Raw genomic sequence first — 23,677 nt, 5'->3', positions numbered from 1 at the left:
GCGCATGTGGCAGGCCGAGGTACGCGTCGACCTTGACGCGATCCGCGACAACGTGTCCCGGCTCCGGGCCAGGACGACCGCCGAGCTGATGGCGGTGGTGAAGGGCGACGGGTACGGCCACGGCATGCTGCCCGCCGCCCGGGCCGCGCTCGATGCCGGCGCGGACTGGCTCGGCGTGTGCACCCTCGACGAGGCGTTGACGCTGCGCCGGGAGGGCATCACCGCGCCGGTGCTGGCCTGGCTGCTCGCCCCCGGGCTGCCGCTGCACGACGGGGTGGCGGCCGGGGTGGACCTGGCGGCGGCGAGCCTCGGCCAGCTCGCCGAGCTGACCGCCGCCGCCGAGCGGGCCGGTCGGCCGGCCCGGACGCACCTCAAGATCGATACCGGCCTGTCCCGGGGCGGCGCGACCCTCGACGACTGGCCCGAGCTGCTCGACGCCGCCGCGAAGGCACAGGCCGACGGTGTGGTCGAGGTGGTCGGGGTGTGGAGCCACCTGGTGTACGCGGACGCGCCCGGCCACGCCACCATCGACCGGCAGCTGGCGGTCTTCCACGAGGGGCTCGCCCTGGCCGAGCGGGCCGGACTGCGGCCCCGGTACCGACACCTGGCGAACTCGGCGGCGACGCTGACCCGCCCCGACACCCACTTCGACCTGGTCCGGCCGGGGATCGCGCTCTACGGGCTGTCCCCGGTGCCGGGCGAACAGTTCGGGCTGCGCCCCGCGATGACGGCCCGGGCCCGGGTGACGCTGACCAAGCGGGTGCCGGCCGGCACGGGTGTCTCCTACGGGCACACGTACCACACGGAGCGGGAGACGACGCTTGCCGTCGTACCGCTGGGTTATGCCGACGGGGTGCCCCGGCACGCCTCCAACGTCGGCCCGGTCCAGCTCGCCGGCCGGGTACGCACGGTCGCCGGCCGGGTCTGCATGGACCAGATCGTGCTCGACTGCGGCGACGACCCGGTGGCCCCGGGAGACGTGGCGACGCTCTTCGGCAGCGGCGCGAACGGGGAACCGACCGCCGACGACTGGGCCGAGGCGATCGGCACCATCAACTACGAGATCGTCACCAGGTTCGGCGGGGTCCGGGTGCCCCGGGTGTACGACGGGCAGGAGTCCCGATGACCGGTCGGCCCAGAAACCGGAAGTTACCGGCACCCCGGATACCGGCACAGCGGCAGCCCACCCGGCGCACGGCGACCCGGACGGGGCTGTTCCGGGTCGCCGGCATCCTCGGCGCGGCGGCGGGGGTCGCGGCGGCCGGGATCGCGGCCGGGGTCGCCGCCGAACGGGCCGTGGTACGCCGCTCCAAGTCGGCACCCGGCGACCGGTACGCGACCGAGGCGTTCGGCGCGCTGCCGTACGACGAGTCGTACGAGATCGAGACGCCGGACGGCACCGACATCCACGTGGAGCTGGTCGGGCCGGTGTCCGGGCCGGACCGGCCGACGCTGGTCTTCGTGCACGGCTTCTGCCTCGACATGGGCACGTTCCACTTCCAGCGCAGGGTGCTCACCGAGCGGGGCGAGGACCGGATGGTCTTCTACGACCAGCCCGGACACGGTCGGTCCGGCCGGCTGGAGTCGGGCGAGTACCAGCTCCGGGCGCTCGGCGACACGCTCCGTTCGGTGATCGACCGGACGGCACCGACCGGACCGCTGGTGCTGATCGGGCACTCCATGGGCGGGATGACGATCATGGCGTTCGCCGAGCGGTATCCGGAGCTGTACGACAAGCGGGTGGTCGGAACCGTGCTGATGGCCACCTCGGGCGGTCTGGTCGCGGAGACCAAGTTCGGCCTGCCGGCGATCATCGCCAAAGCCGGTACGCCGCTGCTGCCCGTGGTCGACAACGCCACCCGGCTCACCGGCACGGTGATCGACCGGGCCCGACGGGCCTCGGCGAACCTCGCCTGGCTGCTCACCCGGCGGTACGGCTTCGGCACCTCCACACCCAGCCCGGCCCTGGTCTCCTACGTGGAGAAGATGAACTCGCGTACCTCGACCGAGACCGTGGCACGTTACCTGCGGACGATCTACACGCACGCCCGCTATCCGGCCCTGGCCGCACTGCGGAACACGCCCACCCTGGTCATGGTCGGCGAACGCGACATGATCACACCGGTAACCCACTCCGAGGAGATCGTCCGCTGGCTTCCGGAGGCCGAGTACGTCAAGATCCCGGACAGCGGGCACGTGGTGATGCTGGAGCACGCCGACGAGGTCAACGAGGCGCTGCTGGACTTCCTCGACCGGCTGCCCGGATGGAAGAAGGATCGGGGTGCCTCGGATGAGTGACACGGTGCGCGGAACGGACCTGGTCCGCGAGCTGCCGACCGTGGCCGACACCCGGGACTTCGGCCGCCGGCTCGGCGGGCTGCTGCATCCCGGGGACCTGCTGGTGCTCACCGGACCGCTGGGCGCCGGCAAGACCGCCCTGGTGCAGGGGATCGCGGCCGGCCTGCGGGTGCTGGGCGACATCACCTCGCCGACGTTCGTGATCGCCCGGGTGCACCGGCCCGATCCGGCCCGGGGCGGCCGGGTGGCGCTGGTGCACGCCGACGCGTACCGGCTGGGGGACGCCGTCGATCCCCGGGCCGAGATCGACGATCTCGATCTGGACGCCTCGGTCGACGACGCCGTCACCGTGGTCGAGTGGGGCGAGGGCATGGTCGAGCACCTGGTCGACGCCCACCTGCGGGTGTGCATCGACCGGCATGACGACGACACCCGGACGATCGAGCTGGTTCCGGTCGGTGGCGACTGGGCCGACCGGCTCACCGGACTGCGCTGACCGGACTTCGGCCGGGCCGTCGTAACGGTCATCTGTCGTGCCGTCGTAGCGGTCATCTGCCGTGTCGCCGTACCGGACTCCTGCCGTGTCGTACCGGGCTTCTAGAGTGCGGGAAACGATCGTGGAATCCGAGAGGTTACCGATGACTTTGGATCTTCCGGCCCTGCTGCCCCCGGCCTGGCAGGCGGCGCTGGAGCCGCACCTCGACCCGGCCGGCACGGCGGCGCTGGGCGAGTTCGTCGCCGGGGAGTACGCGACGCAGACCGTCTTCCCGCCGGTGGAGGACCTGTTCTCGGCCTACCGGCTGTGCGCGCCCGAGGACACCCGGGTGCTGATCCTCGGTCAGGATCCCTACCACAAGGCGGGGCAGGCGCACGGGCTCAGCTTCAGCGTCCGGGACGGCGTCTCCGTACCGCCGTCGCTGCGTAACGTCTACAAGGAGCTGGCCGAGGACCTGGGCGTACCGGTGTCGCGCAAGGGCAACCTGACCCGCTGGGCGAACCAGGGTGTGCTGTTGCTGAACGCGGTGCTGACCGTCCGGCAGGCCACCCCCAACTCGCACGCCAACAAGGGCTGGGAGGCCTTCACCGACGCGACGATCAAGGCACTGGACGCCCGACCCGAGCGGGTGGTCTTCCTGCTCTGGGGCGGGTACGCCCGCAAGAAGGCCGCGTTGGTGACGAATCCGGCGCACGTGGTGCTGGAGGCCGGCCACCCGAGCCCGATGAATCCGCGTGGCTTCCTCGGCAGCCGCCCCTTCAGCGCCTGCAACAAGGCGCTCGCCGACACCGGCCGGCCCACCGTCGACTGGGACCTGTCAGCCGGCTGAGTCCGTCCCCGATTCCCGCTCGCGCTGGTCGAGGTGTCCGAGCCGGCAACTGCCGACCGGTTGCGCCGCCGGCGCGAGCGGCAACGCCCACATCTCGCGGGTCATCTCGTATTCGACCTCGCCCAGCTCCGCTCCCGGCAGCGGATCATCGAAGGGAGGGAAATATGTGCGTACGTACCGCATGCCGATGGCCTCCATCACGCCGCGGGACCCGGTGTTCACCGCCATGGTCTGCGCGATGACCCGGTTCTGCCCGACGGTGTCGAAGGCATGCCGCAGCAGGGCACTGGATGCCTCGCTGGCCAGGCCCTTCCGCCAGTACCGACGGACGAGGCGGTAGCCCAGGTCTGTGACGGTGGGGTCGTCAGGCTGGTCGGGGCCGTGCGCCGGTGGGAGCATCAGAAGCCCGATGAAATCGCCGTCGTCCTCACGTGCCGGCGGCGTCGAGCCACGTGCGCCGCCATCAGACCCGAACGCCATCCAAAAGCCCAGGCCGTCGACCTTGCGTGCCAGGGCCATCCTCCGCGAATGGGATTTGACCACTTCGTCCCTGGATCGCGCCCTGCCGCTGATGTAACGAAGCACCTCCGGATCGGAGTCGAGCTGAACTTCCAGCTCGAGGTGTCCGTCGGCAAGTGGGACCAGCAGCAGACGGTCGGTGCGCAAGATCGGTTGGGGCATCCGGCCACGATCGCATGGTGCTGCCAGCGGCGCGATCCGATTTGCCGCATGTCGGGTCAGGCCGGTCCGACCGGTGCGATGCCACCGAGTCATGAAGATGACTCGGTGGAATATATGCCCCGCAAAGCATATCTTTTCTCACTGGGCCACCGCCGCTGACGCCATCGTGGTGAGGACCAGATAAATACGGGCCGGTGGCCAGGTCAGGCCACGTTCATCGCAGCCGGGGGACCGGGGGGCCCGGGTCACGCCGAGCCGGGTCGTGCCGGGCGTTGGCAGTCGCCCGGTTAGGGTGCCTATGTGCTCGTACTCGTGCTGGACTCGTCGACCCCGGCGGTGACCGCGGCCCTGGCGGAGATCACCGCCGACGCCGTCCTGCCGCGCGCCCAGCGCAGCGTCGTCGACGCGCGGGCCCACGGCGAACTGCTCGCACCCCAGGTCGCCGAGGTGCTCGCCGAGGCCGGGGCCCGACCGGCCGACCTGACCGCCGTCGTCGTCGGGCTCGGACCCGGACCCTTCACCGGGCTGCGGGTCGGCCTGGTCACCGCGGCGAGCATGGGACAGGTGCTGGGCATTCCGACGTACGGCGTCGGCTCGCTGGACGCCATCGGGCACGCCGCCACCCATCCGCGCTCGGACGCGGCGCCGGAGATCGGGCCGGTGCTGGTGGCGACCGACGCCCGGCGTCGGGAGATCTACTGGGCGGTCTACGACCTGACCGGGGAGCGGTTGGTCGGCCCGTCGGTCGACGCCCCGGCGGCCGTCGCGCAACGGGCTCGGGAGCTGGCCGTCCGGGTCGCGGTGGGCGAGGGGGCGCAGCGGTACGCCGACATCCTCGGACTGCCGCCACGGGCCGGGCTGGACTACCCCCCGCCGTACGCCCTGGCGGAGCTGGCGGCCGACCGGGTCCGGGACGGCGCCCCCGGTGACCACCTGACGCCGCTCTACCTGCGTCGGCCCGACGCCGTGGCGGCGGCCGGTCGAAAGCCGGTCCTGCAGTGAGGACACGTCTGAAGTGACCAGGCTGAGTCCGTTCCGCTGGTGGCACATCTCCGAGGCGCTGCCGATCGAGGAGGACCTGTTCGGCGCCGAGCGGTGGTCGGCCGGGATGTTCTGGAGCGAGCTGGCGAACGGGCACTACTACCTGGCGGCGCTGGACTCCACCGACGCGCTGATCGGGTACGCGGGACTCGCCGTCGCGCCGCCGGACGAGGCCTGGGTGCAGAACGTGGCGGTACGTCGCGACGCCCAGCGCGCCGGGATCGGCCGGACGCTGCTGACCGCGTTGCTGGCCGAGGCTACCCGACGCAAGGTCCGGAACGTCCTGCTGGAGGTGGCGGTCGACAACGCTCCGGCCCAGCGCCTCTACGCCGCGTACGGCTTCGAGCCGATCGGCGTACGCCGGGGCTACTACCAACCGAGCAACACCGACGCGCTGGTGATGCAGGCCGACGTGGAGCTGGCGAGAGAGAGCGAGCAGGCGAGAGATGGCTGACGAACCGCTGATCCTCGGGATCGAGACGTCCTGCGACGAGACCGGTGTCGGGATCGTCCGGGGACACACCCTGCTCGCCGACGCCATCGCGTCCAGTGTGGAGGAACACGCCCGGTTCGGCGGGGTGGTGCCGGAGGTGGCCAGCCGGGCCCACCTGGAAGCCATCGTGCCGACCATGCGCCGCGCGCTCGACGACGCGGGGGTGACCCTGGCCGACATCGACGCGATCGCGGTGACCGCCGGCCCCGGCCTGGCCGGCGCGCTGCTGGTCGGAGTGGCCGCCGCCAAGGGGTACGCGCTGGCCGCCGACAAGCCGGTCTACGGAGTGAACCATCTCGCCGCGCACGTCGCGGTGGACACCCTGGAGCACGGGCCGCTGCCCGAGCCGGCGATCGCGCTGCTGGTCTCCGGCGGGCACTCCTCGCTGCTGCTGGTGGACAATCTCGCCACCGGGGTCACCCCGCTGGGTGCCACCATCGACGACGCGGCCGGCGAGGCGTTCGACAAGGTGGCCCGGCTGCTCGGGCTGCCCTTCCCGGGCGGGCCGCCGATCGACCGGGAGGCGCGGGCCGGTACGGCGGACGCCATCCCGTTCCCGCGCGGCCTGACCGCGCCGAAGGACCTCGCCGCGCACCGGTTCGACTTCTCCTTCTCCGGTCTCAAAACTGCGGTGGCGAGGTGGGTGGAGGCGAAGCAACGCGCCGGCGAACCGGTGCCGGTGCCGGACGTGGCCGCGTCGTTCCAGGAGGCGGTCTGCGACGTGCTGACCAGCAAGGCCATCGCGGCCTGCCGGGACCGTGGCGTCGATACGCTGGTACTCGGCGGCGGCGTGGCGGCGAACTCCCGCCTACGGGTGCTGGCCGAGCAGCGGGCGGCGAAGTACGGCATCCGGGTCCGGGTGCCCCGTCCGAAACTCTGCACTGACAACGGGGCGATGGTCGCCGCACTCGGCTCGCACCTGGTCGCCGCCGGAGTGGCACCGAGTCGGCTGGACCTGCCCGCCGATTCCGCGATGCCGCTCACGATCGTCAGCGTGTAGTGTTCCGGCGGCATCGGGGGCGGCGGGAGGAGTGGTGACCGACGTGATCGTACGGATGTGGGAAGTACGCGCCGAGCGGGCCGGGTTCGCCGACCTCATCTCGTGGGTCTGTGACACGGCACTGCCCGATCTGGAGCACAATCCGCTGCACATCTCCAGCGAGGTCTTCTCCTCGACCGACAACCGGCTCGTGGTCATCTCCAAGTGGCGTGGCGACCCGGTCTCCTTGCCCGATCCGCCGGCCCGGATGCTCGCCCGGACCCCGCACGTATGGGACTTCACCCAGGTCGACCGCTGACCCTCTGTCGCATCCTCGACCACCCTACGTGTCGGCCCGGTCTGCCATCATGGCCGGGTGCAAAGTGGGATGCGTCGATATCACCTGTCAGTCGGATTCGAGACCAGCCTTACGGCTCGGCTGGTCGGCCTGCTGTTCATTGGCCTTTTCCTCCTGGTAGGCGCCATGTGTGGGGGATACGCCCTCGGGATGCTGGCGCTGTACGCCGTCGCGGCCGCTCCAGCAGCTCCAGCGGTGTTCGCCTACCTGCCGTTCGTCGGCGCGGCGTTGGGACTGCTATCAGCAACGCTCTACATGGTGCTGGCGTTCGCCGCAGCCATGCGGCAGGCTGCCTGGCTGGATGGCACCTGGCTGACTGTGCGGAGGCTCCGACGACGCACCGTTGACCTGGCGGCAGCCAGGCTGGTGGGGCTGCAACCGACCACCGAGAGACTGCGTGCGCCGGCACCTGTCGGAGTGCTGACGGGTCCGGGGGCGTCGGTGGCCGTGCTGGTCGTGACTGCTGAGAGTGGAACCGTACGGCTCCGGCTGGCCAGCCGCGAGCGGGTGCAGTTACCCGCGCACCAATTGCTGGCGATTGCCGACGCGTTGTCGGCCGCACGCTGCCCGGGCGCGGCCGAGGTGGTGCACTGGCTTCGGGGCACAGCGGCAGGTGTGCTGTCCCGCCAGGCAGGTTAACCTTCGAAAATTTGACCCTCTGTCGTAATCATGACCACCCCACGTGTCGCCCCGGTCTGCCATCATGGCCCGGTGCAGACAGCAGGGCATCGATATCGATTATCGGTCGGATACCAGAGGGGCTTCGCCGGCAGAGTGGTGATCGTGCTGCTGGGCGCCGGGTTGGTCGTGGTTGCCGCCGTCTGGGGTGGGCGAGCCCTCGGAAAGTTGGCGGTGCAGGTGATGGGAGGGGACTCTGCTTCGGGGGGAGCGCCTTTGTTCCTGTCGATTGTGCTGGCTTGGGTCCTTGCCGGGCTGATGGGGTTCTGGATTCCACGGCGGATCCGAAGCTTGTTCCAGGCGGCCTGGCTGGAAGGTACCCGGCTGATCATCCGGGATCGGCGGGTCCATACGGTGGACCTTGCTGCTGCCCGGTCGGTCTTGCTCCAATCAACCGCCGAGCAGCTGGCTGTTCCGGCGTCAGCGGGTGCGGCGGGACCATCTCCGGCGGTTCCATTGCTCGTCGTGACCTCCGATGGCCCCCAGGTACGGCTTCGCTTGGCAAGTCGTGATCGGGTGCTGCTGCCCCCGGAGCAGCTGTCCCTACTGGCCAACGCGCTGTCGGTTGCGCGCTGTCCGGGCGGGGCGGAGACCATTGCCTGGCTTCGAGCGATGGCGGCATGGCCTCGTTGAAATCCTCTGTTTATCGGTACCGCAGACCAGACTTCATGGGGGACTTGTGGACATCGAACGCGGCCTCATCTTGCTTCAGAAGGCCGCCGAGCGACTCGCTTGGCAGATGGACCAGTCAGGCGTGACCGGTGTCGGCACGGATGGATCCGGATCCGTGCGGGTTGAATTGGACGATGCTGGGCAGGTGCGGCAGGTCGACATCGGTCGCATGTGGTGGCAGGAGATCGGACCAGAGCAGTTGTCGGTAGCTGTTCTCGATGCCGCGAATCAGGCTGCTGCCGATCGACTTAAAATTTGGTCGGAGCGCGTCGCCGAGCGTGAGGGCGGGGATCCGCCGACAGATTGGCAGAGTTCGATGGACCAGCAGCGAGGCAATGACGGATCGAACCATCTTCGCTCCGCGGAGTCTGCTAGCAGAGAGAGTCGGGCCGAGGTGTTGCTGCGGACGTCCGAGGTCACGAGGGCGGCGCTGTCAGAGGTGGACGGCTATCGCCATCGATTGGAAGCCCGGGGCGGCCAGCAGGTGGTAGGCCGAGGCCGAGATAATCGGGCGACCGTTGCAGTGAAGCGTGGCCAAATCGCCGAGGTTGAAATTAGCCAACGGTGGCTACGGGAGCAGCCCAGTGGGTCGGCTGTCGGCAGCGAGGTGCTCGCCGCGTGCCAGGACGCGTACGACCAGGAAACGGAGGACGAGGCTGCAAGCCTTGCCGGTCTGCCGGCCATCGTGGAATTGCGCGAGCTTACTGCGGATCCGGCGGCCTTGCTGCGTCGCTTGGGGATGGCGCGTTGATCATCCGGCAGTGACCAGAGCGGTCGCTTGCTAAGGGTCGAGAGGGGATTCTGAGTTGACCCAGCCAGATGCGGAAACGATCAAGATGGCGCGCGAGGCGCTCATGAGTGACGCGGCGACATGGTATGAGGCCGCCGAAGTTATGACCAAGGCCGCGCATGAGGCTGCATCGCTGACCCTCACGGGGTTCCATTTTGGATACCTACCGAACAGGCAGGGCGTCGGGCAGCGTTATACCGAGGCACAGGACTTCTTCGTCCGGGTGTTGAACGAGGGCGCGGTCACAATGACGGTGATGGCGACAAAGCTTCGAGCTGTGCTGGACAACTACGATCGAGCCGATTCGGGGGCATCGGTCCGTATGGAGAGGGCAGGCGATCAGCAATGACGGCGGCGGGAGCGAGTTGGCTGGAGCAGGTCGCCGAGCAATCGCAGCAAAACGTCAGCGAAGGGCTGGAACGAGTCCAGCAATTGACTGTGGAGCTGGCGGACGGACTAACCGCCGCGATGCGATGGCTACCTCTGGGCATCGGGACGGAGGCTATCGAGAGGGAGTGGCAACGGTTTCTTGAGCTGAAGGACCGCCTATTCGACGAACTCCAGCGACTCGTTGAGGAGCCCGGCTTCCCTCCGGCGCTGTGGCGCATCGGGGAGTACTGGAACGTCCGGATCGGCGCGCCCGTGAGTGGTCTGCAGCAAAAGGTATCCCCGAATGAGCTGGACGCTGACGGCCGCTGGGGTGGTACCGCCGCTGACTCGTACCGAGATGCGGCCCTCGCGCAGGCCGACGCTCTGAAGACCATCGGCCCAGCCACCGAGAAGATCCAAAGTGCGTTGGACGATCTCGCCTGGGGCCTCGTTGCCTTCTGGGTAGCCATCGCCGCTGCGGTGGCAACCTTTGTAATTGGCATGGTCTCTGCGGCCGGAGCCACTGCAACGGTGATCGGCGCTCCTGCCGCGCCGCCAATGGCAGGCGGTACCGTCGTTGCTGTAGGTGGACTCGTCGTGGCAGCGCTCGTGGCGCTCGTGGACTACACCGAGAGGTTCGACAACACCATGACCTCGCTGGCGCAGGTGTTGAATGACAACACCGGAATGGTCGAGCAGCCCGGCGGCACCTTCGGGTGGCCAACGATGGAAACCCCGGGTAACTGGTCCGTACGCACAGACTGACTGCCTCGCGTACAGACAGAGCGCACCAATCGTTCCTCTGCGATCATGTGTCGATACAGGCTGAGACAAGCAGGTGTCGCTTGTCGGTTGGGTTCCATGGAGCCAGGGCGGGCCGGGTGGTCAAAGCCCTCCTGCTCGGTGGTGTGGTCGCGATCGCCGCTGGGGGGCTCGGATTCGGGCTGGGAAAGCTGCCGCTGTGGATCTTCCCTGCGGACGACGGCAGCGAGTGGGGCCTGCTGCCGTTGGCGCTGGCCGGAGTTGCGGCCGGACTGACGCTGCTTGGGACGGTGTTGCTGACTACGTTCATCGTCCGGGCGGCTGCCTGGTTGCAGGGAACTCGGCTCACCGTACGGGGGCTGCGCACCCGTACGGTCGACCTTGCCGACGCTCGATCGATCGAGATGCGCCAACTTCAGCGTCGCGAGGTCAGCCCGGTACCCGCCAGCGATGTGGTCGCGAAGGCTCCGCCGGTAACCGCACTACTGGTGTCTGACGATCGCGCGGCTGTGCGACTACGGTTCCTCAGCGGCGAGGCGATGGAACTCCCGCCGGAACAACTGCTTCTGCTCGCCGAGGCCGTGTCGACGGCGCGCTGCCCAGGGGCAGGTGAGGCGGTGGCCTGGCTGCGCAGTGCGGCTGCGGACGTCCAGCAGCGCAAAGAGGAGTGACCCGGTCATCGACGGTGATCACATCCGGCCGCTATCAGACCGAGTGCCGGCTGTGGCGTACGGCGAGGACAGGACTATCACGGGAAGTGCTACTCCGGCTACTCCGAGTCAAATGCACTGTGAAAACCAATGGCGATCGTGGCGATTGGTCCCATAGCGTCGTCTGGATGCGCTCCTTACCTGTCCCCGATCCCGGCGTGGCGGACCAGCGTTCGGCGACCAGGTTTCTGCTCTGGCTCGCCGCACGGATCTGGCCGACCCTCGCCGGTGGGATGGTGCTGGGCATCGTCAGTTTCGTCGGCCAGGCGCTGATGCCGGCCGTGCTCGGCAAGGCGATCGATGCCGGCCTGATCGCCCGGAACACCGACGCGCTGGTCCGGTGGGGGCTGCTCCTGCTCGCGCTCGGCATCGCCCAGGCGATCGTCGGGATCGTCCGGCACCGGTTCGCCAGCTTCAACTGGCTGGCCGGGGCGTACCGGACCGTCCAGCTCACCGCCGACCAGGCCAACCGGCTCGGCGCGACGCTGCCGAAGCGGCTTGCCACCGGCGAGGTGGTCAGCATCGGCACGGCCGACATCAACCACATCGGCGGGGCGCTCGACATTCTCTCCCGGGGTACCGGGTCGCTGTTCGCCGTACTCACCATCACCGCGATCCTGCTGACCACCTCGGTGCCGCTCGGTCTGGTGGTGGTGCTCGGCGTACCGGTGCTGATGGCCGTCGTCGCGATGCTGATCCGACCGCTGCACCGGCGCCAGGAGACGTACCGGGACCAGCAGGCGACCCTCACCACCCGGGCCAGTGACATCGTCGCCGGGCTGCGAGTGCTGCGCGGGGTGGGCGGCGAGGCGGTCTTCTCGGCGCGGTACCGGGTGGAGTCACAGGCTCTGCGGCACGGCGGGGTACGGGTGGCCAGGGTGGAGGCGCTGCTGGAGTCCACCCAGATCCTGATGCCCGGCATCTTCCTCGTCCTGGTGACCTGGCTCGGCGCCCGCTTCGCGCTGCGTGGCGAGATCACCGTCGGGCAGCTCGTCTCGTTCTACGGCTACACCGTCTTCCTGATCGGCCCGTTGCGGATGCTGACCGAGGTGATCGACCGGCTGACCCGGGGACACGTTTCCGCCCGCCGGGTGGTCGGGATGCTCAATCTGCGGCCGGAGATCAGCGAACCGACCCAGCCCGCGCAGGTACCCGAGGGGGCCGGGGAACTGGTCGACGTGGAGTCGGGACTGTCGGTGCGGCCGGGCAGGCTGACCGCGCTGGCCGCCGCCGCTCCGGAGGACGCCGTCGCCATCGCCGACCGACTCGGCCGGTACGTCGACAGCGAGGCGACGCTGCACGGCGTACCGCTGCGGGAGCTGGCGCTGGAAGCGGTCCGGCGCCGGATCATGGTGGCCGACAACGACGCGCGGCTCTTCTCCGGTCCGCTCCGCACCGAGTTGGACCCGCACGACCGGGCCGACGACGCGTCCATCGAGGCGGCGCTGGTCGCGGCCAGCGCCACCGACATCGTCGAGGCGCTGCCCGGTGGCCTGGCCGGTCGGGTCGCCGAGCGCGGCCGGGAGTTCTCCGGTGGTCAACAGCAACGGCTCCGGCTGGTCCGGGCGCTGGTGGCGGATCCGGAGATCCTGATCCTGGTCGAGCCGACCAGCGCGGTGGACGCGCACACCGAGGCGCGGATCGCGGGGCGGCTCGGTCCGGCCCGGCGCTGCCGGACCACCCTGGTCTGCACCACCAGTCCGCTGGTCCTGGACCAGGCCGACCACGTGGTCTTCGTCTCCGACGGCAAGGCGGTCGCCGAGGGCCGGCACCGCGAACTGCTCGACTCCGAGCCGCGCTACGCCGCCGTCGTCACCCGGACCGAGGAGGGGGAGGCATGAGTACGGCGTTGCCGGTCGCGGACGCGGCCCAGGTCAGGCAGTACGCGCGGGTGCTGATCCGTCGGCATCCCCGGGCGCTGGCCGGCGCCCTCGGCCTGCACGCGCTGGCCGCGGTCACCGGGTTGGCGGCGCCACGGCTGATCGGTGACCTGGTCGAGGGGATCTCCCGGGGGGTCGGCACGGTCACCGTGGACAGGATCGCGCTCGCGATCGCCGGCTTCGTGCTGGCCCAGGCGGTGCTGATGCGGTTCGCCCATTTCGCCTCGGCCCGGCTCGGCGAGCGGGTACTCGCCGAGTTGCGTGAGGAGTTCATCGACCGGATCCTGGCCCTTCCACTGTCCACCGTGGAAAAGGCTGGCACCGGTGACCTGCTCACCCGGACGACCCGGGACGTGGCGGCGCTGTCCCGGACGGTCCGGTTCGCCGTTCCGGAGACGCTGATCGCGGTGGTGACGGCGTTCTTCGTCGTCGGTGCCGTGCTGCTGACCGATCCGCTGCTGATTCTGCCCGGTCTGGTCGCCGCGCCGGTGCTGTTCTTCTCCACCCGCTGGTACCTGCGCCGGGCCACCCCCGGTTACCTGGCCGAGAACGCCGCCTACTCGGACATCACCGACGGGATCAGCGAGACGGTCGAAGGTTCCCGTACGACCGAGGCGCTGCGGCAGCAGGCCCGGCGGCGGGCGCGTACCGACGGGGACATCGGCCGGTCGTACCAGGCCGAGCGGTACACGCTGTTCCTGCGTACCGTCTATTTTCCGATCGCCGAGACCGGCTACGTCCTGCCGGTCGTCGCGACCCTGGTCCTCGGCGGCTGGTTCTACATCGAGGGCTGGGCGACCCTCGGTGAGGTCACCGCCGCCACCCTCTACGTGCAGCAGTTGATGGATCCGATCGACCGGTTGCTGTCCTGGCTGGACGAACTCCAGGTCGGCGGGGCCTCGATGGCCCGGCTGCTCGGTGTGGCCCGGCCCGCCGACGACGATCCGGCCGCCGGATCGCCCCGTCCGGCGGCGCCCCGAGCCGACGGGCAGACGCCAGCCGGAGAACAGACGGAAGGACAGCGGCCCGGAGAACAGACGGAAGGACAGCGGCCCGGAGGACAGACGGAGGAACAGCGGGCCGGAGAGCAGCCGGAAGGACAGCGGGCCGGAGAACTGCCGGGAGGACGGCGGCTGGCCGCCCGCGACGTCCGGTACGCGTACCAGCAGGGGCGGGACGTGTTGCACGGCGTCACGCTGGAGCTGGCGCCGGGGGAACGGCTGGCCGTGGTCGGCCCGTCCGGGGCGGGCAAGTCCACCCTCGGTCGACTGCTCGCCGGCATCCACCGTCCGGGCGCCGGGTCGGTCACCGTCGGCGGGGTGCCGCTGGCGGACCTGCCGCTGGCCGAGCTGCGCACCGAGGTCGCGCTGGTCACCCAGGAACACCACGTCTTCCTCGGTACGCTCCGCGACAATCTCACGATGGCCCGGCCGGACGCCACGGACGAGCGGGTACGCGACGCGCTCGCCGCCGTCGACGCGCTCGATTGGGCGGAGCAACTGCCGGACGGACTGGACACGACGGTCGGCTCCGGCGGGCATCCGCTCTCGGCGGCCCAGGCCCAGCAACTCGCGCTCGCCCGGCTGGTGCTCAGCGATCCGCACACGCTGGTGCTGGACGAGGCGACGTCACTGCTCGATCCACGGGCCGCCCGTCACCTGGAGCGGTCGCTGGCGGCGGTGCTGCGGGGCCGTACCGTCGTCGCGATCGCGCACCGGCTGCACTCCGCGCACGACGCGGACCGGGTGGCGGTGGTGGAGGACGGCCGGATCACCGAACTGGGGCCGCACGCCGAACTCGTCGCGGCCGGTGGCTCGTACGCGGCACTCTGGCGCTCCTGGCACGGCGACCGGTCAGCCGGATCACCCGCCGGGGACTGACCCGATTCCAACTGACCGACGAGCGGCGGGCGTACTGTCCTCCTCTTGCAAAGAAACCTTTGCAAGGATACCTTTGCCAACATGTCCAGGGATGAGGTACGACTCAGTCCGACGTCGCTGCGCGGTCTCGCCCACCCGCTGCGGGTACGGATGCTCGACGTGCTCCGGGAGGACGGTCCCGCCACGGCCACCCTGCTCGCCCAGCGGCTCAGCCAGTCGACCGGCGCCACCAGCTACCACCTGCGGCAACTCGCCCAGTACGGCTTCGTGGTCGAGGAACCCAAACGCGGTCCGGGCCGGGAACGGTGGTGGCGGGCGGCCCACAAGGGAACGATTCTCGACCGCGAGGTGGGCCGGGACGCGCTGGCGGACATCGAGACCTACATGCGGGCCGTCGCCTCGCTCTACGCCGACCGGGTCGACCGCTGGGTGAACGAACTGGGGAACATCCCCGAGGAGTGGGAGGGCAAGTCCACCCTCAGCGACTGGCGGTTCCGGCTGACCGTCGCCGAGGCGACCGAACTCTACGAGGCGGTACACGAACTGCTCGGCCGCTACCGGCGCGACGATCCCGACGTTCCCGCACCCGACGGCGCCGAGACGTACGTCGTACAGGCGCAGCTCATGCCCTTCTTCCAGCAGCGCGCCGGCACCGACCAGCCGGCCGGGGACGGCAACGGGCCGGTCGGGGACGGCGACGGGTCGGTCGGGGGTGACGACGATGAGTAGGGACCGCCGGCCACTGATCGGATTGCTGACCGCCGGCACGATCTCGACGACCGGCAGCGTGATGAGCCTGGTCGCGCTGCCCTGGTTCACCCTCGTCATCACCGGCAGCGCGGCCCGGACCGGGGTGGTGGCGTTCGCCGAGATGCTGCCGTTCGTCCTCACCTGCGCGCTCGGTGGTCCGCTGATCGACCGGCTGGGTGCCCGCCGGGTCAGCATCGTCGCCGACCTGGGCAGCGCGGTGGCGGTCGCCGCCGTACCGCTGCTGCACCGGGCCGGCGGACTCGAGTTCGGTACCCTCGTCGGCCTGGTCGCCGTGGCCGGTCTGCTGCGGGGGTTCAGCGACTCGGCGAAGCGGGTGATGTTCCCGAAGGCCGTCGCGGCGGCGGGCACCCCGATGACCCGGGCGACGAGTGTGAACGACGGACTGAGCCGGCTCGGTACGCTGCTCGGCGCCCCGCTGGCCGGCCTGCTGGTCGCCGTCTTCGACGCCCCGACGGTGCTGCTGATCGACGCCGCGAGCTTCGCCGTCGGGGCGGTCCTGTTGGCACTGGCGCTACCGGCCCGGCGGTTCGGTGGCCCGGAGTTGGCGGCCCGCGCCGCCGAACGGGAGCCGTACCTGACCGCGCTCCGCGCCGGCCTGCGCTTCGTGCGCGGTGATTCGCTGGTGCACGGCATGATTCTGCTGCTCTTCGTCACCAACCTGGCGGACGCCGCCTACAACTCGGTCCTGCTTCCGGTCTGGGCCAAGGAGGTCGTCGGATCCTCGGCCGCGCTCGGCTTCCTGACCGGCTCGTTCGCCCTGGGTGCGGTACTGGGCAACGTGGTATTCACCGTCGTCGCGCCCCGGGTGCCCCGGTTCGCGATCTTCGCGGTGGGCTTCCTGATCGCCGGCGCACCCAGGTTCGTCGCGCTCGCCCTCCTGGACCCGCTCTGGGCGATCTACCTGGTGTCCTTCGTCGCCGGGGTGTCGATCGCCGCGATCAACCCGATTCTCGGCGCGGTCGGCTTCGAACGGATTCCCGAACATCTACGGGCCCGGGTGCTCGGGCTGACCCAGGCGGCGGCCTGGGCCGGCATCCCACTCGGCGGCCTGCTCGGCGGGGCGGCCGTCCAGGGACTGGGACTGCCGGCGGCATTCCTGCTGTTCGGCTCGGCGTACCTGGTGGTGACCCTGCTGCCGTTCGTCCTGCCGGTCTGGCGGGAGTTGGATCGGCGGCCCTCCCCGGCCGCCGATCCCGCCCTCGATCCCGACCCCGACGTTACGGTCGTACCGTCCCGATGATCCGACCGATCCGCTCCTGCGAGGTCTCCGAGCGCTGGTACTCGGAGCGGCTCAGCACGCCGCCCATCCTCGGCACCGGGTTGCGGTGGATTGCCGGACCGTCCGACGTGACCAGCGCGGCGAAGTGGAACTCGTCGGCGCCGGTGGCCGCCACCACCCGGGCGACGTTGCGCTCGTTGATCCCGCCAGCAGGCATGATCACGATCCGGCCGTCGGCCTTGCGGACCAGGTCGGCGAGGAGCGGGGCGCCGGCCAGCGCGCTGTCCTCCTGGCCGGAGGTGAGCACCCGGTCCACGCCGAGTTCGATCAGTTGTTCCAGTGCCTCGAACGGCTGCCGGACCATGTCGAAGGCCCGGTGGAAGGTGATGCTCGCGCCGTCGGCCGCCTCGATCAACCGCCGGGTGGTCGGCACGTCGACGTCGCCCTCCGGGGTCAGCGCCCCGATCACGATGCCGTGCGCGCCGACCGTCGCCGCCGCCTGCACGTCCCGGACCATCGCGTCGATCTCCAGCGGCGAGTAGATGAAGTCGCCGGCTCGGGGTCGCACGATGACGTGTACCCGGATCCGGCTCACGCTCCGCAGGGTCACCTCGATCGTGCCGATGCTCGGCGTCAACCCACCGTCGAACAGCGCCGAGCAGAGTTCCACCCGGTCGGCACCGGCCCGTTCCGCGGCCAGGGCCCCCTCGACGCTGTCGATGCAGATCTCGAACCTGGTCATCCTGTTTCTCTCTCCTGTCATCGGATGGTGGTGGCGCCGTCGGTGACCAGCGTGGCGGTCGGATCCACCCCGGCCGGATCCGTCCCGGACCCCGACCGCCGCCGGCCGAACAGCCGGCCGTCGCGGGCCTGCAACACCCGGGCGAACTTGGACAGCGACGCGTTGACCGCCAGGTAGAGCACGGCCACCACCAGGTAGGTCTGGATCAGAAGATGGGTGTACGACGCGAGCACCTGACCGCTGTACAGCAACTCGGTGAAGCTGACCACGAACCCCAACGAGGTGTCCTTGAGCAGTCCGACGAGCTGACTGACCAGTGAGGGGGTCAGCTTGAGCAGCGCCTGCGGGAGCACCACCAGCCGCATCACCTGGGCCGGGCGCAGACCGATCGCCTGACCGGCCTCCGCCTGGCCCCGGTCCAGCGCCTTGATGCCGGCCCGGAAGATCTCGGCGAAGGCGGCCGAGTTCGCCACCACCAGCGGTACGACCAGTTTCCAGAACAACGAGAAGTTCAGCCCGTACGCCGGCAGCGCGAAGAGCGTCAGGTAGATCAGTAGCAGCACCGGTACGGTTCGGAAGATCTCGACGTACGCCCCGGCCAGCAGTCGGAGGCTACGGCGCCGGGACAGCCGGCCGAGCGCCAGCAGCAGCCCGAGCGCGGCGCTGAGTACGGCGGTCACCGCGGCGGCCCGGACCGTGGCCCAGAGCGCGATCAGCAGGTACCGCCAGATCGGCCAGGTGCCGAAGGGTCGCCACCGGTCGGCGGCCAGTTCACCGTGCGCGGCGAACTGGTAGACCGCGACGGCCAGCGCGGCGGCGATGGCCAGCACGCCGAGCACGGTCGCGATCCGGATCCGGCGCCGGCCGCGCGGTCCCGGCTCGTCGAAGAGCAGCCGCTGCGGATCGTTCATCGCCGCTCCCGCCCGTCTTTCGGCGCGCGGATCGTCGGATCGCGGTCACCGCTCATCGGACGATCGCCAGTCTGCGTTCCAGCCGGCCGGTGACCAGCCCGATCACCAGGGCGAGCAGCATGTACGCCAGCCCGGCACCGGTGAAGATGAGCAGCGGCTGCGCCTCGACCAGGTTGACGTTGTTCGCCGTCTGGGTCAGCTCGACCACGCCGACGGCGGCGGCCAGTGAGGTGTTCATCAGCAGCGCGATGCTGATGTTGCCCATCGGCTGGATGACCGCCCGGAAGGCCTGGGGCAGGATGACGTACCGCAGTGACTGGCTGAAGGTCAGCCCGATCGCGCGGGCCGCCTCGGCCTGACCGATGCCGACCGTGTTGATGCCGGCCCGGATCGCCTCCGCGAAGTACGCGCCCTCGTACGCCGCGATGACGATGGCGGCGGAGGTGAACAGCGGGAACGTGATCCCGAGCTGCGGCAGCGCGAAGACGAACAGCACGAGCAGGGCCAGCAGTGGCAGGTTCTGCAACACCTCGACGTAGACCAGTCCGACGGTGCGCAGCAACGGAACGGGACAGATCCGCAGGGTGGCCACCACGACGCCGAGCAGCAGCGCCGCGACGGTGGTCACGACGGTCAGTTCGACCGTCGTGACCAGCCCGTGGCCCAACTCGGTGAGGTATCCGGAGAACGGGTTCATCGCGCGGGACGCTGCCTAGGAACCCTGTGCGGACCCGATCGCCGGCGGGGTGGGCGCGCCGCCCTCCACCACCGTGCCGAGGGTGGCCTGCCACACCTTGGCCCAGGTGCCGTCCGCCTGGATCTTCGTCAGCCAGTTGTTGACGAACTCCTTGAACTGGGGGTCCTCGCGGTTCAGCCCGATGCCGTACGGCTCGGTGGTGAACGGCTGGCCGACCACCTTCATCCCCGGGTTCACCTTGGCGTTCGAGGCGAGCAGGGTGAAGTCCTGGACGTACGCCTCACCCCGGCCCTGGAGCAGCGCCTGCACGGCCTGCGGGTCGGTGGCGAAGGCGACCTGCTCGGAACCGGGCGCGACGGTCGGCAGCGCGGTCACCGCCGGGGTGTTCGTTCCGACGACCACCTTCTTGCCGGCCAGGTCCTGCACGCCGTGGATGGTGGTGTTCTCCTTCTTCACCGCCACGGCCAGCCCCGAGGTCAGGTACGGGCCGGCGAAGGCGATCTGGGTGGCCCGCTCCGGGGTGATCGTGTACGTCTGGAACACCGTGTCGACGGACTTGGCGCGGAGTAGCGCCTCGCGGGTCTGGGTGCCGATGGTCACGGTCTCGACCTCGGGCTTGCCGATGATGTACTTCGCCAGCAGCCGGGCGAGGCTGGCGTCGAAGCCCTCCACCTTGCCGCTCACCGGGTCCTGCTGGGCCAGCAGCGGGGCGTCCAGGGAGCCGCCGACCAGCAGTTTGCCCCGCTGGCGGATCTTCTCCATCGTGGAACCGGCCGGGATGTCCGCGTCGGCGGCGACCGGGGCGGCGTCGTACACCGCCTGTTCCACCACACCGGTGCCGCCCAGCCCCGGTACGGCGGCACCGCCCGGCGTACCGGGGGTGCCCGAACCGCCACCGCCGCAGCCGGCAGCGGCCATCGCCACCGCGACCGAGGCGGCGGCGATCGCCACCGTCCGCCGTGGCCGGAGCCTCTTGGTCAGGATCGACATGTCACTCCTTGCGAAAGCACTCAGTGTTGGAGGGTCTTGGAGCTCAGTGTTGGAGGATCTTGGAGAGGAAGTCCCGGGCCCGTTCGCTGCGCGGCGCCGCGAAGAACTCCTCCGGGCCGGCCGACTCGACGATCCGGCCGTCGTCCATGAAGACGACCCGGTCGGCGGCGCGGCGGGCGAAGCCCATCTCGTGGGTGACCACGATCATGGTCATGCCGTCGGCGGCGAGCGACACCATCACGTCGAGGACCTCGTTGACCATCTCCGGGTCCAGGGCCGAGGTCGGTTCGTCGAAGAGCATCACCTTCGGGCGCATCGCCAGGGCCCGGGCGATCGCGGCGCGCTGCTGCTGACCGCCGGAGAGCTGCGCCGGGTACGCGTCGGCCTTGTCGGCGATGCCGACCCGGTCGAGCAGGACGCGCGCCTCCGCCTGGGCCCGGGCCCGGGGGATCCGGCGGACCCGGGTCGGGCCCAACGTGATGTTCTCCAGCACGGTCCGGTGCCCGAAGAGGTTGAAGGACTGGAAGACCATGCCGACGTCGGCCCGCAGCCGGGCCAGGTCACGACCCTCGGCCGGTAGTGGTCGACCGTCGATCTCGATGCTGCCCTCGCCGGCCACTTCGAGCCGGTTGAGGCAGCGGCACAGGGTGGACTTGCCGGAGCCGGAGGGCCCGATCACCACCACCACCTCGCCGGTCGCCACCGTCAGGTCGACGTCCCGGAGGACGTGGTTGGTGCCGAACCACTTCTGTAGGCCCCGGACCGCCACCATCGGCGCCGTCGGATGTTCCGCCGTCCGAAGATCGGCGAGAGGGGTCCCTGTCATGGCGGGCTACCTGCTCCAATCCTCGGACTTTCTCCAGTAACCGAACTAAGTTGGCGATTACTTGGAGTAACAGTGGCTTTCTAATGTACCCATGCCGAGTAAGTCAACTGCTTGCTTGGAGGAACTTTGGGTGCTAGGAACCTTGTCGTGACGGATGACGAGGCGCCCGGGATGGCCGTCCGGGGCGCGAACGCCGGAGAGATGCTGCGACTGGTGGCCACCGGGGCGGCGGAAAGCCGGGCGGATCTGGCCCGCCTGTCCGGATTGTCACCGTCGACCGTCTCCCAGCGCGTCGAGACGTTGATCGGGCGCGGCCTGCTCCGCGAGGTCGGCGCCGGCAAGTCCCGGGGCGGACGGCGACCGAGGCAGCTCGAAGTACCCGTCGACGGAGTGGTGATCGGCGCCGTCGATCTCGGCGCGCACCACGCCCGGATCGGCACCCTCGACCTCGCCGGCCGGGTGGTCCAGTCCCGGTCCCTGGAGGTACGGGTCGAGGACGGGCCCGAGTCGGTGCTCGGCACGCTGCTCACCGAGGTCACCGAGCTGATGCGCGGCGCGTCCGGGCCCGGGGCCGTACTGCGCGGCATCGGGGTCGGCATTCCGGGACCGGTCCAGCACGGCACCGGGCGGATCGTCTCGCCGTCCCGGATGCCCGGCTGGAACGGCTTCGACGTGGTCGGCTTCTTCGCCGGCCGGACCGACGTACCGGTGGTGGTCGACAACGACGCCAACCTGATGGCGCTGGGCGAACACCGCTGGCAGCACCCGGAACTCGACCACGCCGTTTACGTGAAGGCCGGTACCGGGATCGGCGCCGGGGTGATCTCCGCCGGCCGGCTGCACCGGGGCGGGCAGGGGTCGGCCGGCGACATCAGCCACTGCCAGGTCTTCACCGCCGACCCCGCACCGCTGTGCAGTTGCGGCAACACCGGCTGCCTGGAGGCGGTGGCCAGCGGGGCGGCACTGGTCAGCGCGCTGCGCGAGCGCGGGCTGCCGGTGCAGAGCCTGCCCGACGTGATGCGCCTGATCGACGACGGCGACCGGCACGCCACCGCGCTGGCCCGCAACGCCGGCCGGTCGATCGGGGAGATCCTGGCCGTCGTGGTCAACTTCTTCAATCCCCAGGCGGTCGCGATCGGCGGCCTGCTGGCCGACTGCGAACCACTGCTGGCCAGCATGCGGTCGGTGCTGTACGAGCGCTGCCTGCCACTGGCCACCCAGACGCTGCTGATCGAGCGGCTCAGCACCGGCGCCGACGTCGGCATCCTCGGCGCCGGCCAACTGGTCATCGACCGGGTGGCCGACCCGCTCTGACCTCCTCCGCCGCCGCACGGCGGGAGAGTGAGGTGTTAGGCGGGGGCCCTTCTTCTACCGAAAACGATAGGCGGGGGCCCTTCCTTGCACCCGCTCAGCCGGCGTCGAGGGGGTCGGCGAGGAGGTGTTCGAAGGCGAGTTCGGCGGCACCGATCAACGCGGCGTCCTCGCCGAGCTGGGGCGTACGCAGGCGTACCTGCTCGCGGGAGGCGGGCAGGGCGAGGGAGTTGAGCCGACTGCGTACCCGGGCCGCCGCGGCGAGGTAGACGTCCCGGAGGGTGCCGCCGAAGATGACCACCCCCGGGTTGAAGATGTTCACCAGGTTGGCGACGCCGAAACCGAGCCAGTCGCCGATCTGGCGGATCGCGGCCTGGGCGTTGGCGTCCCCCCGGGCAGCGGCCTCGACGATCCGCAGTGCGGCGTCCCGGCCGATGGCATCACCCTGGCCGGCCGCGTGCAGCAGGGCGTACTCGTCGATCTCGGTCTCCCAGCAGCCGTGCGAGCCACAGCCGCAGGGCCGTCCGCCGGGGTGCACCACCATGTGTCCGACCTCGCCGGCGTACCCGCCCTGACCGGTGAGTCGCCGTCCGCCGACGATGATTCCGGCGTCGATGCCGACGTCCCGGTGCAGGTAGATGACGTCGTCGTAGCCGTTGGCCGCACCCCTGGCGTGTTCGGCCACCGCGCTCGCGTCGGCGGCGTTGCTGACCAGGATCGGGCGCACCGACGGAAGGATCTCGCCCAGGGCCTCGCCCAGCGGCTTGTCCATCTCCCCGTTGCCGGCCCAGCCACTGTCCGGGCGGATGTGTACCGCGCCGTCCGGGCGACGGAGCCGGCCGCAGACCGCGACACCGCTGCCGACGTAGACCGAGCCGTCGGCCACCGACTGGTGCATCTCCTTCACGAAGCCGGCCAGCAGCGGCAGGCTGTCCTCGGCCAGCAGGCCGGGTGGGCGGTCGGCCTGCCGCCGGTCCAGTACCACCCCGCCGAGACCGATCCGGGCGGCCCGCAGCCGGTCGACCTCGATGCTGTACGCGTACGCGAAGACCCGACTCGACTCGGGCCGGACGACCAGCGACGGTCGCCCGGCCCGGCCGGTTTCCCGAGGTGCCCGCTCGCTGATCAGCCCCGCTGCCGCGAGTTCGGCGGTCAGCGCGCCGATGGTGCTCCGGTTCAACCCGAGCGAGGTGGTCAGCTCCGCCCGGGAGGTGGCGCCGTGGATGTGCACGTACCGCAGCAGCGCGCCGAGATTCTGCCGGCGAATCTCCTCCTGGCTCGGCCCTGCGCGCAT

The 23,677-nt window shown here is 70.3% G+C and carries 26 protein-coding genes; 19 read left to right on the top strand and 7 right to left on the bottom strand.

Annotation, left to right across the window (positions count from 1 at the left end; translation table 11 throughout):
• Positions 1-4: 4 nt before the first annotated feature.
• From alr to H4W31_RS03570, 4 genes are all read left to right on the top strand, one after another.
• On the top strand, positions 5-1,126 hold the full coding sequence (gene alr, locus H4W31_RS03585) for an alanine racemase (protein ID WP_192765344.1): 1,122 nt from the start codon (positions 5-7) through the stop codon (positions 1,124-1,126).
• Positions 1,123-2,298, top strand: a complete 1,176-nt coding sequence (locus H4W31_RS03580; RefSeq protein ID WP_192765343.1) for an alpha/beta fold hydrolase — start codon at positions 1,123-1,125, stop codon at positions 2,296-2,298. Before alr ends, H4W31_RS03580 begins: the two co-directional genes overlap by 4 nt.
• Positions 2,291-2,794, top strand: a complete 504-nt coding sequence (gene tsaE, locus H4W31_RS03575) for a tRNA (adenosine(37)-N6)-threonylcarbamoyltransferase complex ATPase subunit type 1 TsaE (protein WP_192765342.1) — start codon at positions 2,291-2,293, stop codon at positions 2,792-2,794. The genes H4W31_RS03580 and tsaE overlap by 8 nt, the downstream gene beginning before the upstream one ends.
• Positions 2,795-2,936: 142 nt before the next feature.
• On the top strand, positions 2,937-3,623 hold the full coding sequence (locus tag H4W31_RS03570; protein WP_192765341.1) for a uracil-DNA glycosylase: 687 nt from the start codon (positions 2,937-2,939) through the stop codon (positions 3,621-3,623).
• On the opposite strand, the gene H4W31_RS03565 is transcribed toward H4W31_RS03570, so the two are convergent.
• Positions 3,612-4,304 (bottom strand): GNAT family N-acetyltransferase, encoded by a 693-nt coding sequence (locus H4W31_RS03565; protein ID WP_192765340.1) that lies wholly within the window; start codon positions 4,302-4,304, stop codon positions 3,612-3,614. The two genes, H4W31_RS03570 and H4W31_RS03565, sit on opposite strands and share 12 nt — an antisense overlap.
• Before the next feature lie 300 nt (positions 4,305-4,604).
• Between H4W31_RS03565 and tsaB the strand changes: the two genes are divergently transcribed.
• From tsaB to H4W31_RS03495, 14 genes are all read left to right on the top strand, one after another.
• A complete protein-coding gene (gene tsaB, locus H4W31_RS03560) occupies positions 4,605-5,306 on the top strand; it encodes a tRNA (adenosine(37)-N6)-threonylcarbamoyltransferase complex dimerization subunit type 1 TsaB (RefSeq protein WP_192765339.1) in 702 nt (233 codons plus the stop codon).
• Between the two features lie 13 nt (positions 5,307-5,319).
• Positions 5,320-5,799 (top strand): ribosomal protein S18-alanine N-acetyltransferase, encoded by a 480-nt coding sequence (gene rimI, locus H4W31_RS03555; RefSeq protein ID WP_318783005.1) that lies wholly within the window; start codon positions 5,320-5,322, stop codon positions 5,797-5,799.
• Entirely contained in the window at positions 5,792-6,838 is a 1,047-nt protein-coding gene (gene tsaD, locus H4W31_RS03550) for a tRNA (adenosine(37)-N6)-threonylcarbamoyltransferase complex transferase subunit TsaD (RefSeq protein WP_192765338.1), read from the top strand. Before rimI ends, tsaD begins: the two co-directional genes overlap by 8 nt.
• 43 nt (positions 6,839-6,881) lie before the next feature.
• Entirely contained in the window at positions 6,882-7,136 is a 255-nt protein-coding gene (locus H4W31_RS03545; protein WP_192771815.1) for a hypothetical protein, read from the top strand.
• 57 nt (positions 7,137-7,193) lie between these two features.
• Positions 7,194-7,814, top strand: coding sequence for a hypothetical protein (locus tag H4W31_RS03540; RefSeq protein ID WP_192765337.1), 621 nt, complete (start codon positions 7,194-7,196; stop codon positions 7,812-7,814).
• A 135-nt stretch (positions 7,815-7,949) separates the two neighbouring features.
• Positions 7,950-8,486, top strand: a complete 537-nt coding sequence (locus H4W31_RS03535; protein WP_192765336.1) for a hypothetical protein — start codon at positions 7,950-7,952, stop codon at positions 8,484-8,486.
• Positions 8,487-8,532: 46 nt separating this feature from the next.
• Positions 8,533-9,276: a hypothetical protein gene (locus H4W31_RS03530; protein ID WP_192765335.1), complete on the top strand. Its 744-nt coding sequence runs from the start codon at positions 8,533-8,535 to the stop codon at positions 9,274-9,276.
• Positions 9,277-9,331: 55 nt separating this feature from the next.
• On the top strand, positions 9,332-9,664 hold the full coding sequence (locus H4W31_RS03525) for a hypothetical protein (RefSeq protein WP_192765334.1): 333 nt from the start codon (positions 9,332-9,334) through the stop codon (positions 9,662-9,664).
• Entirely contained in the window at positions 9,661-10,449 is a 789-nt protein-coding gene (locus H4W31_RS03520; RefSeq protein WP_192765333.1) for a hypothetical protein, read from the top strand. Before H4W31_RS03525 ends, H4W31_RS03520 begins: the two co-directional genes overlap by 4 nt.
• A 116-nt stretch (positions 10,450-10,565) precedes the next feature.
• Positions 10,566-11,117 carry a hypothetical protein gene (locus H4W31_RS03515; protein WP_192765332.1) on the top strand — a complete coding sequence of 184 codons (552 nt, stop codon included), beginning with the start codon at positions 10,566-10,568 and terminating at the stop codon, positions 11,115-11,117.
• 167 nt (positions 11,118-11,284) lie between these two features.
• Positions 11,285-12,997, top strand: a complete 1,713-nt coding sequence (locus tag H4W31_RS03510) for an ABC transporter ATP-binding protein (protein ID WP_192765331.1) — start codon at positions 11,285-11,287, stop codon at positions 12,995-12,997.
• Positions 12,994-14,916, top strand: a complete 1,923-nt coding sequence (locus H4W31_RS03505; RefSeq protein WP_192765330.1) for an ABC transporter transmembrane domain-containing protein — start codon at positions 12,994-12,996, stop codon at positions 14,914-14,916. The genes H4W31_RS03510 and H4W31_RS03505 overlap by 4 nt, the downstream gene beginning before the upstream one ends.
• Positions 14,917-14,997: 81 nt before the next feature.
• Positions 14,998-15,645 carry an ArsR/SmtB family transcription factor gene (locus H4W31_RS03500; RefSeq protein WP_192765329.1) on the top strand — a complete coding sequence of 216 codons (648 nt, stop codon included), beginning with the start codon at positions 14,998-15,000 and terminating at the stop codon, positions 15,643-15,645.
• Positions 15,638-16,927 (top strand): MFS transporter, encoded by a 1,290-nt coding sequence (locus H4W31_RS03495; protein ID WP_192765328.1) that lies wholly within the window; start codon positions 15,638-15,640, stop codon positions 16,925-16,927. The genes H4W31_RS03500 and H4W31_RS03495 overlap by 8 nt, the downstream gene beginning before the upstream one ends.
• On the opposite strand, the gene H4W31_RS03490 is transcribed toward H4W31_RS03495, so the two are convergent.
• From H4W31_RS03490 to H4W31_RS03470, 5 genes are read right to left on the bottom strand one after another with little or no spacing between them, the layout of a single operon-like run.
• Positions 16,905-17,648 (bottom strand): copper homeostasis protein CutC, encoded by a 744-nt coding sequence (locus H4W31_RS03490; RefSeq protein ID WP_192765327.1) that lies wholly within the window; start codon positions 17,646-17,648, stop codon positions 16,905-16,907. The two genes, H4W31_RS03495 and H4W31_RS03490, sit on opposite strands and share 23 nt — an antisense overlap.
• Before the next feature lie 17 nt (positions 17,649-17,665).
• Positions 17,666-18,559: an amino acid ABC transporter permease gene (locus H4W31_RS03485; RefSeq protein WP_192765326.1), complete on the bottom strand. Its 894-nt coding sequence runs from the start codon at positions 18,557-18,559 to the stop codon at positions 17,666-17,668.
• A 52-nt stretch (positions 18,560-18,611) separates the two neighbouring features.
• Complete coding sequence (locus H4W31_RS03480; protein WP_192765325.1) at positions 18,612-19,256, bottom strand: amino acid ABC transporter permease; 645 nt, start codon at positions 19,254-19,256, stop codon at positions 18,612-18,614.
• 15 nt (positions 19,257-19,271) lie between these two features.
• Positions 19,272-20,246 carry a glutamate ABC transporter substrate-binding protein gene (locus H4W31_RS03475; RefSeq protein ID WP_225945376.1) on the bottom strand — a complete coding sequence of 325 codons (975 nt, stop codon included), beginning with the start codon at positions 20,244-20,246 and terminating at the stop codon, positions 19,272-19,274.
• A gap of 43 nt (positions 20,247-20,289) precedes the next feature.
• Positions 20,290-21,018, bottom strand: coding sequence for an amino acid ABC transporter ATP-binding protein (locus H4W31_RS03470; RefSeq protein WP_192771813.1), 729 nt, complete (start codon positions 21,016-21,018; stop codon positions 20,290-20,292).
• A 201-nt stretch (positions 21,019-21,219) separates the two neighbouring features.
• Between H4W31_RS03470 and H4W31_RS03465 the strand changes: the two genes are divergently transcribed.
• Positions 21,220-22,386: an ROK family transcriptional regulator gene (locus H4W31_RS03465; protein ID WP_318783003.1), complete on the top strand. Its 1,167-nt coding sequence runs from the start codon at positions 21,220-21,222 to the stop codon at positions 22,384-22,386.
• 94 nt (positions 22,387-22,480) lie between these two features.
• Here H4W31_RS03465 and H4W31_RS03460 read toward each other — a convergent pair whose 3' ends face one another.
• Complete coding sequence (locus H4W31_RS03460) at positions 22,481-23,677, bottom strand: ROK family transcriptional regulator (protein WP_192765324.1); 1,197 nt, start codon at positions 23,675-23,677, stop codon at positions 22,481-22,483.

The sequence above is a fragment of the Plantactinospora soyae genome (genome assembly GCF_014874095.1).
Classification (GTDB): domain Bacteria; phylum Actinomycetota; class Actinomycetes; order Mycobacteriales; family Micromonosporaceae; genus Plantactinospora; species Plantactinospora soyae.
Note: the sequence above shows the minus strand (reverse complement) of the source record. Positions and strands in the feature narration are given on the sequence as shown.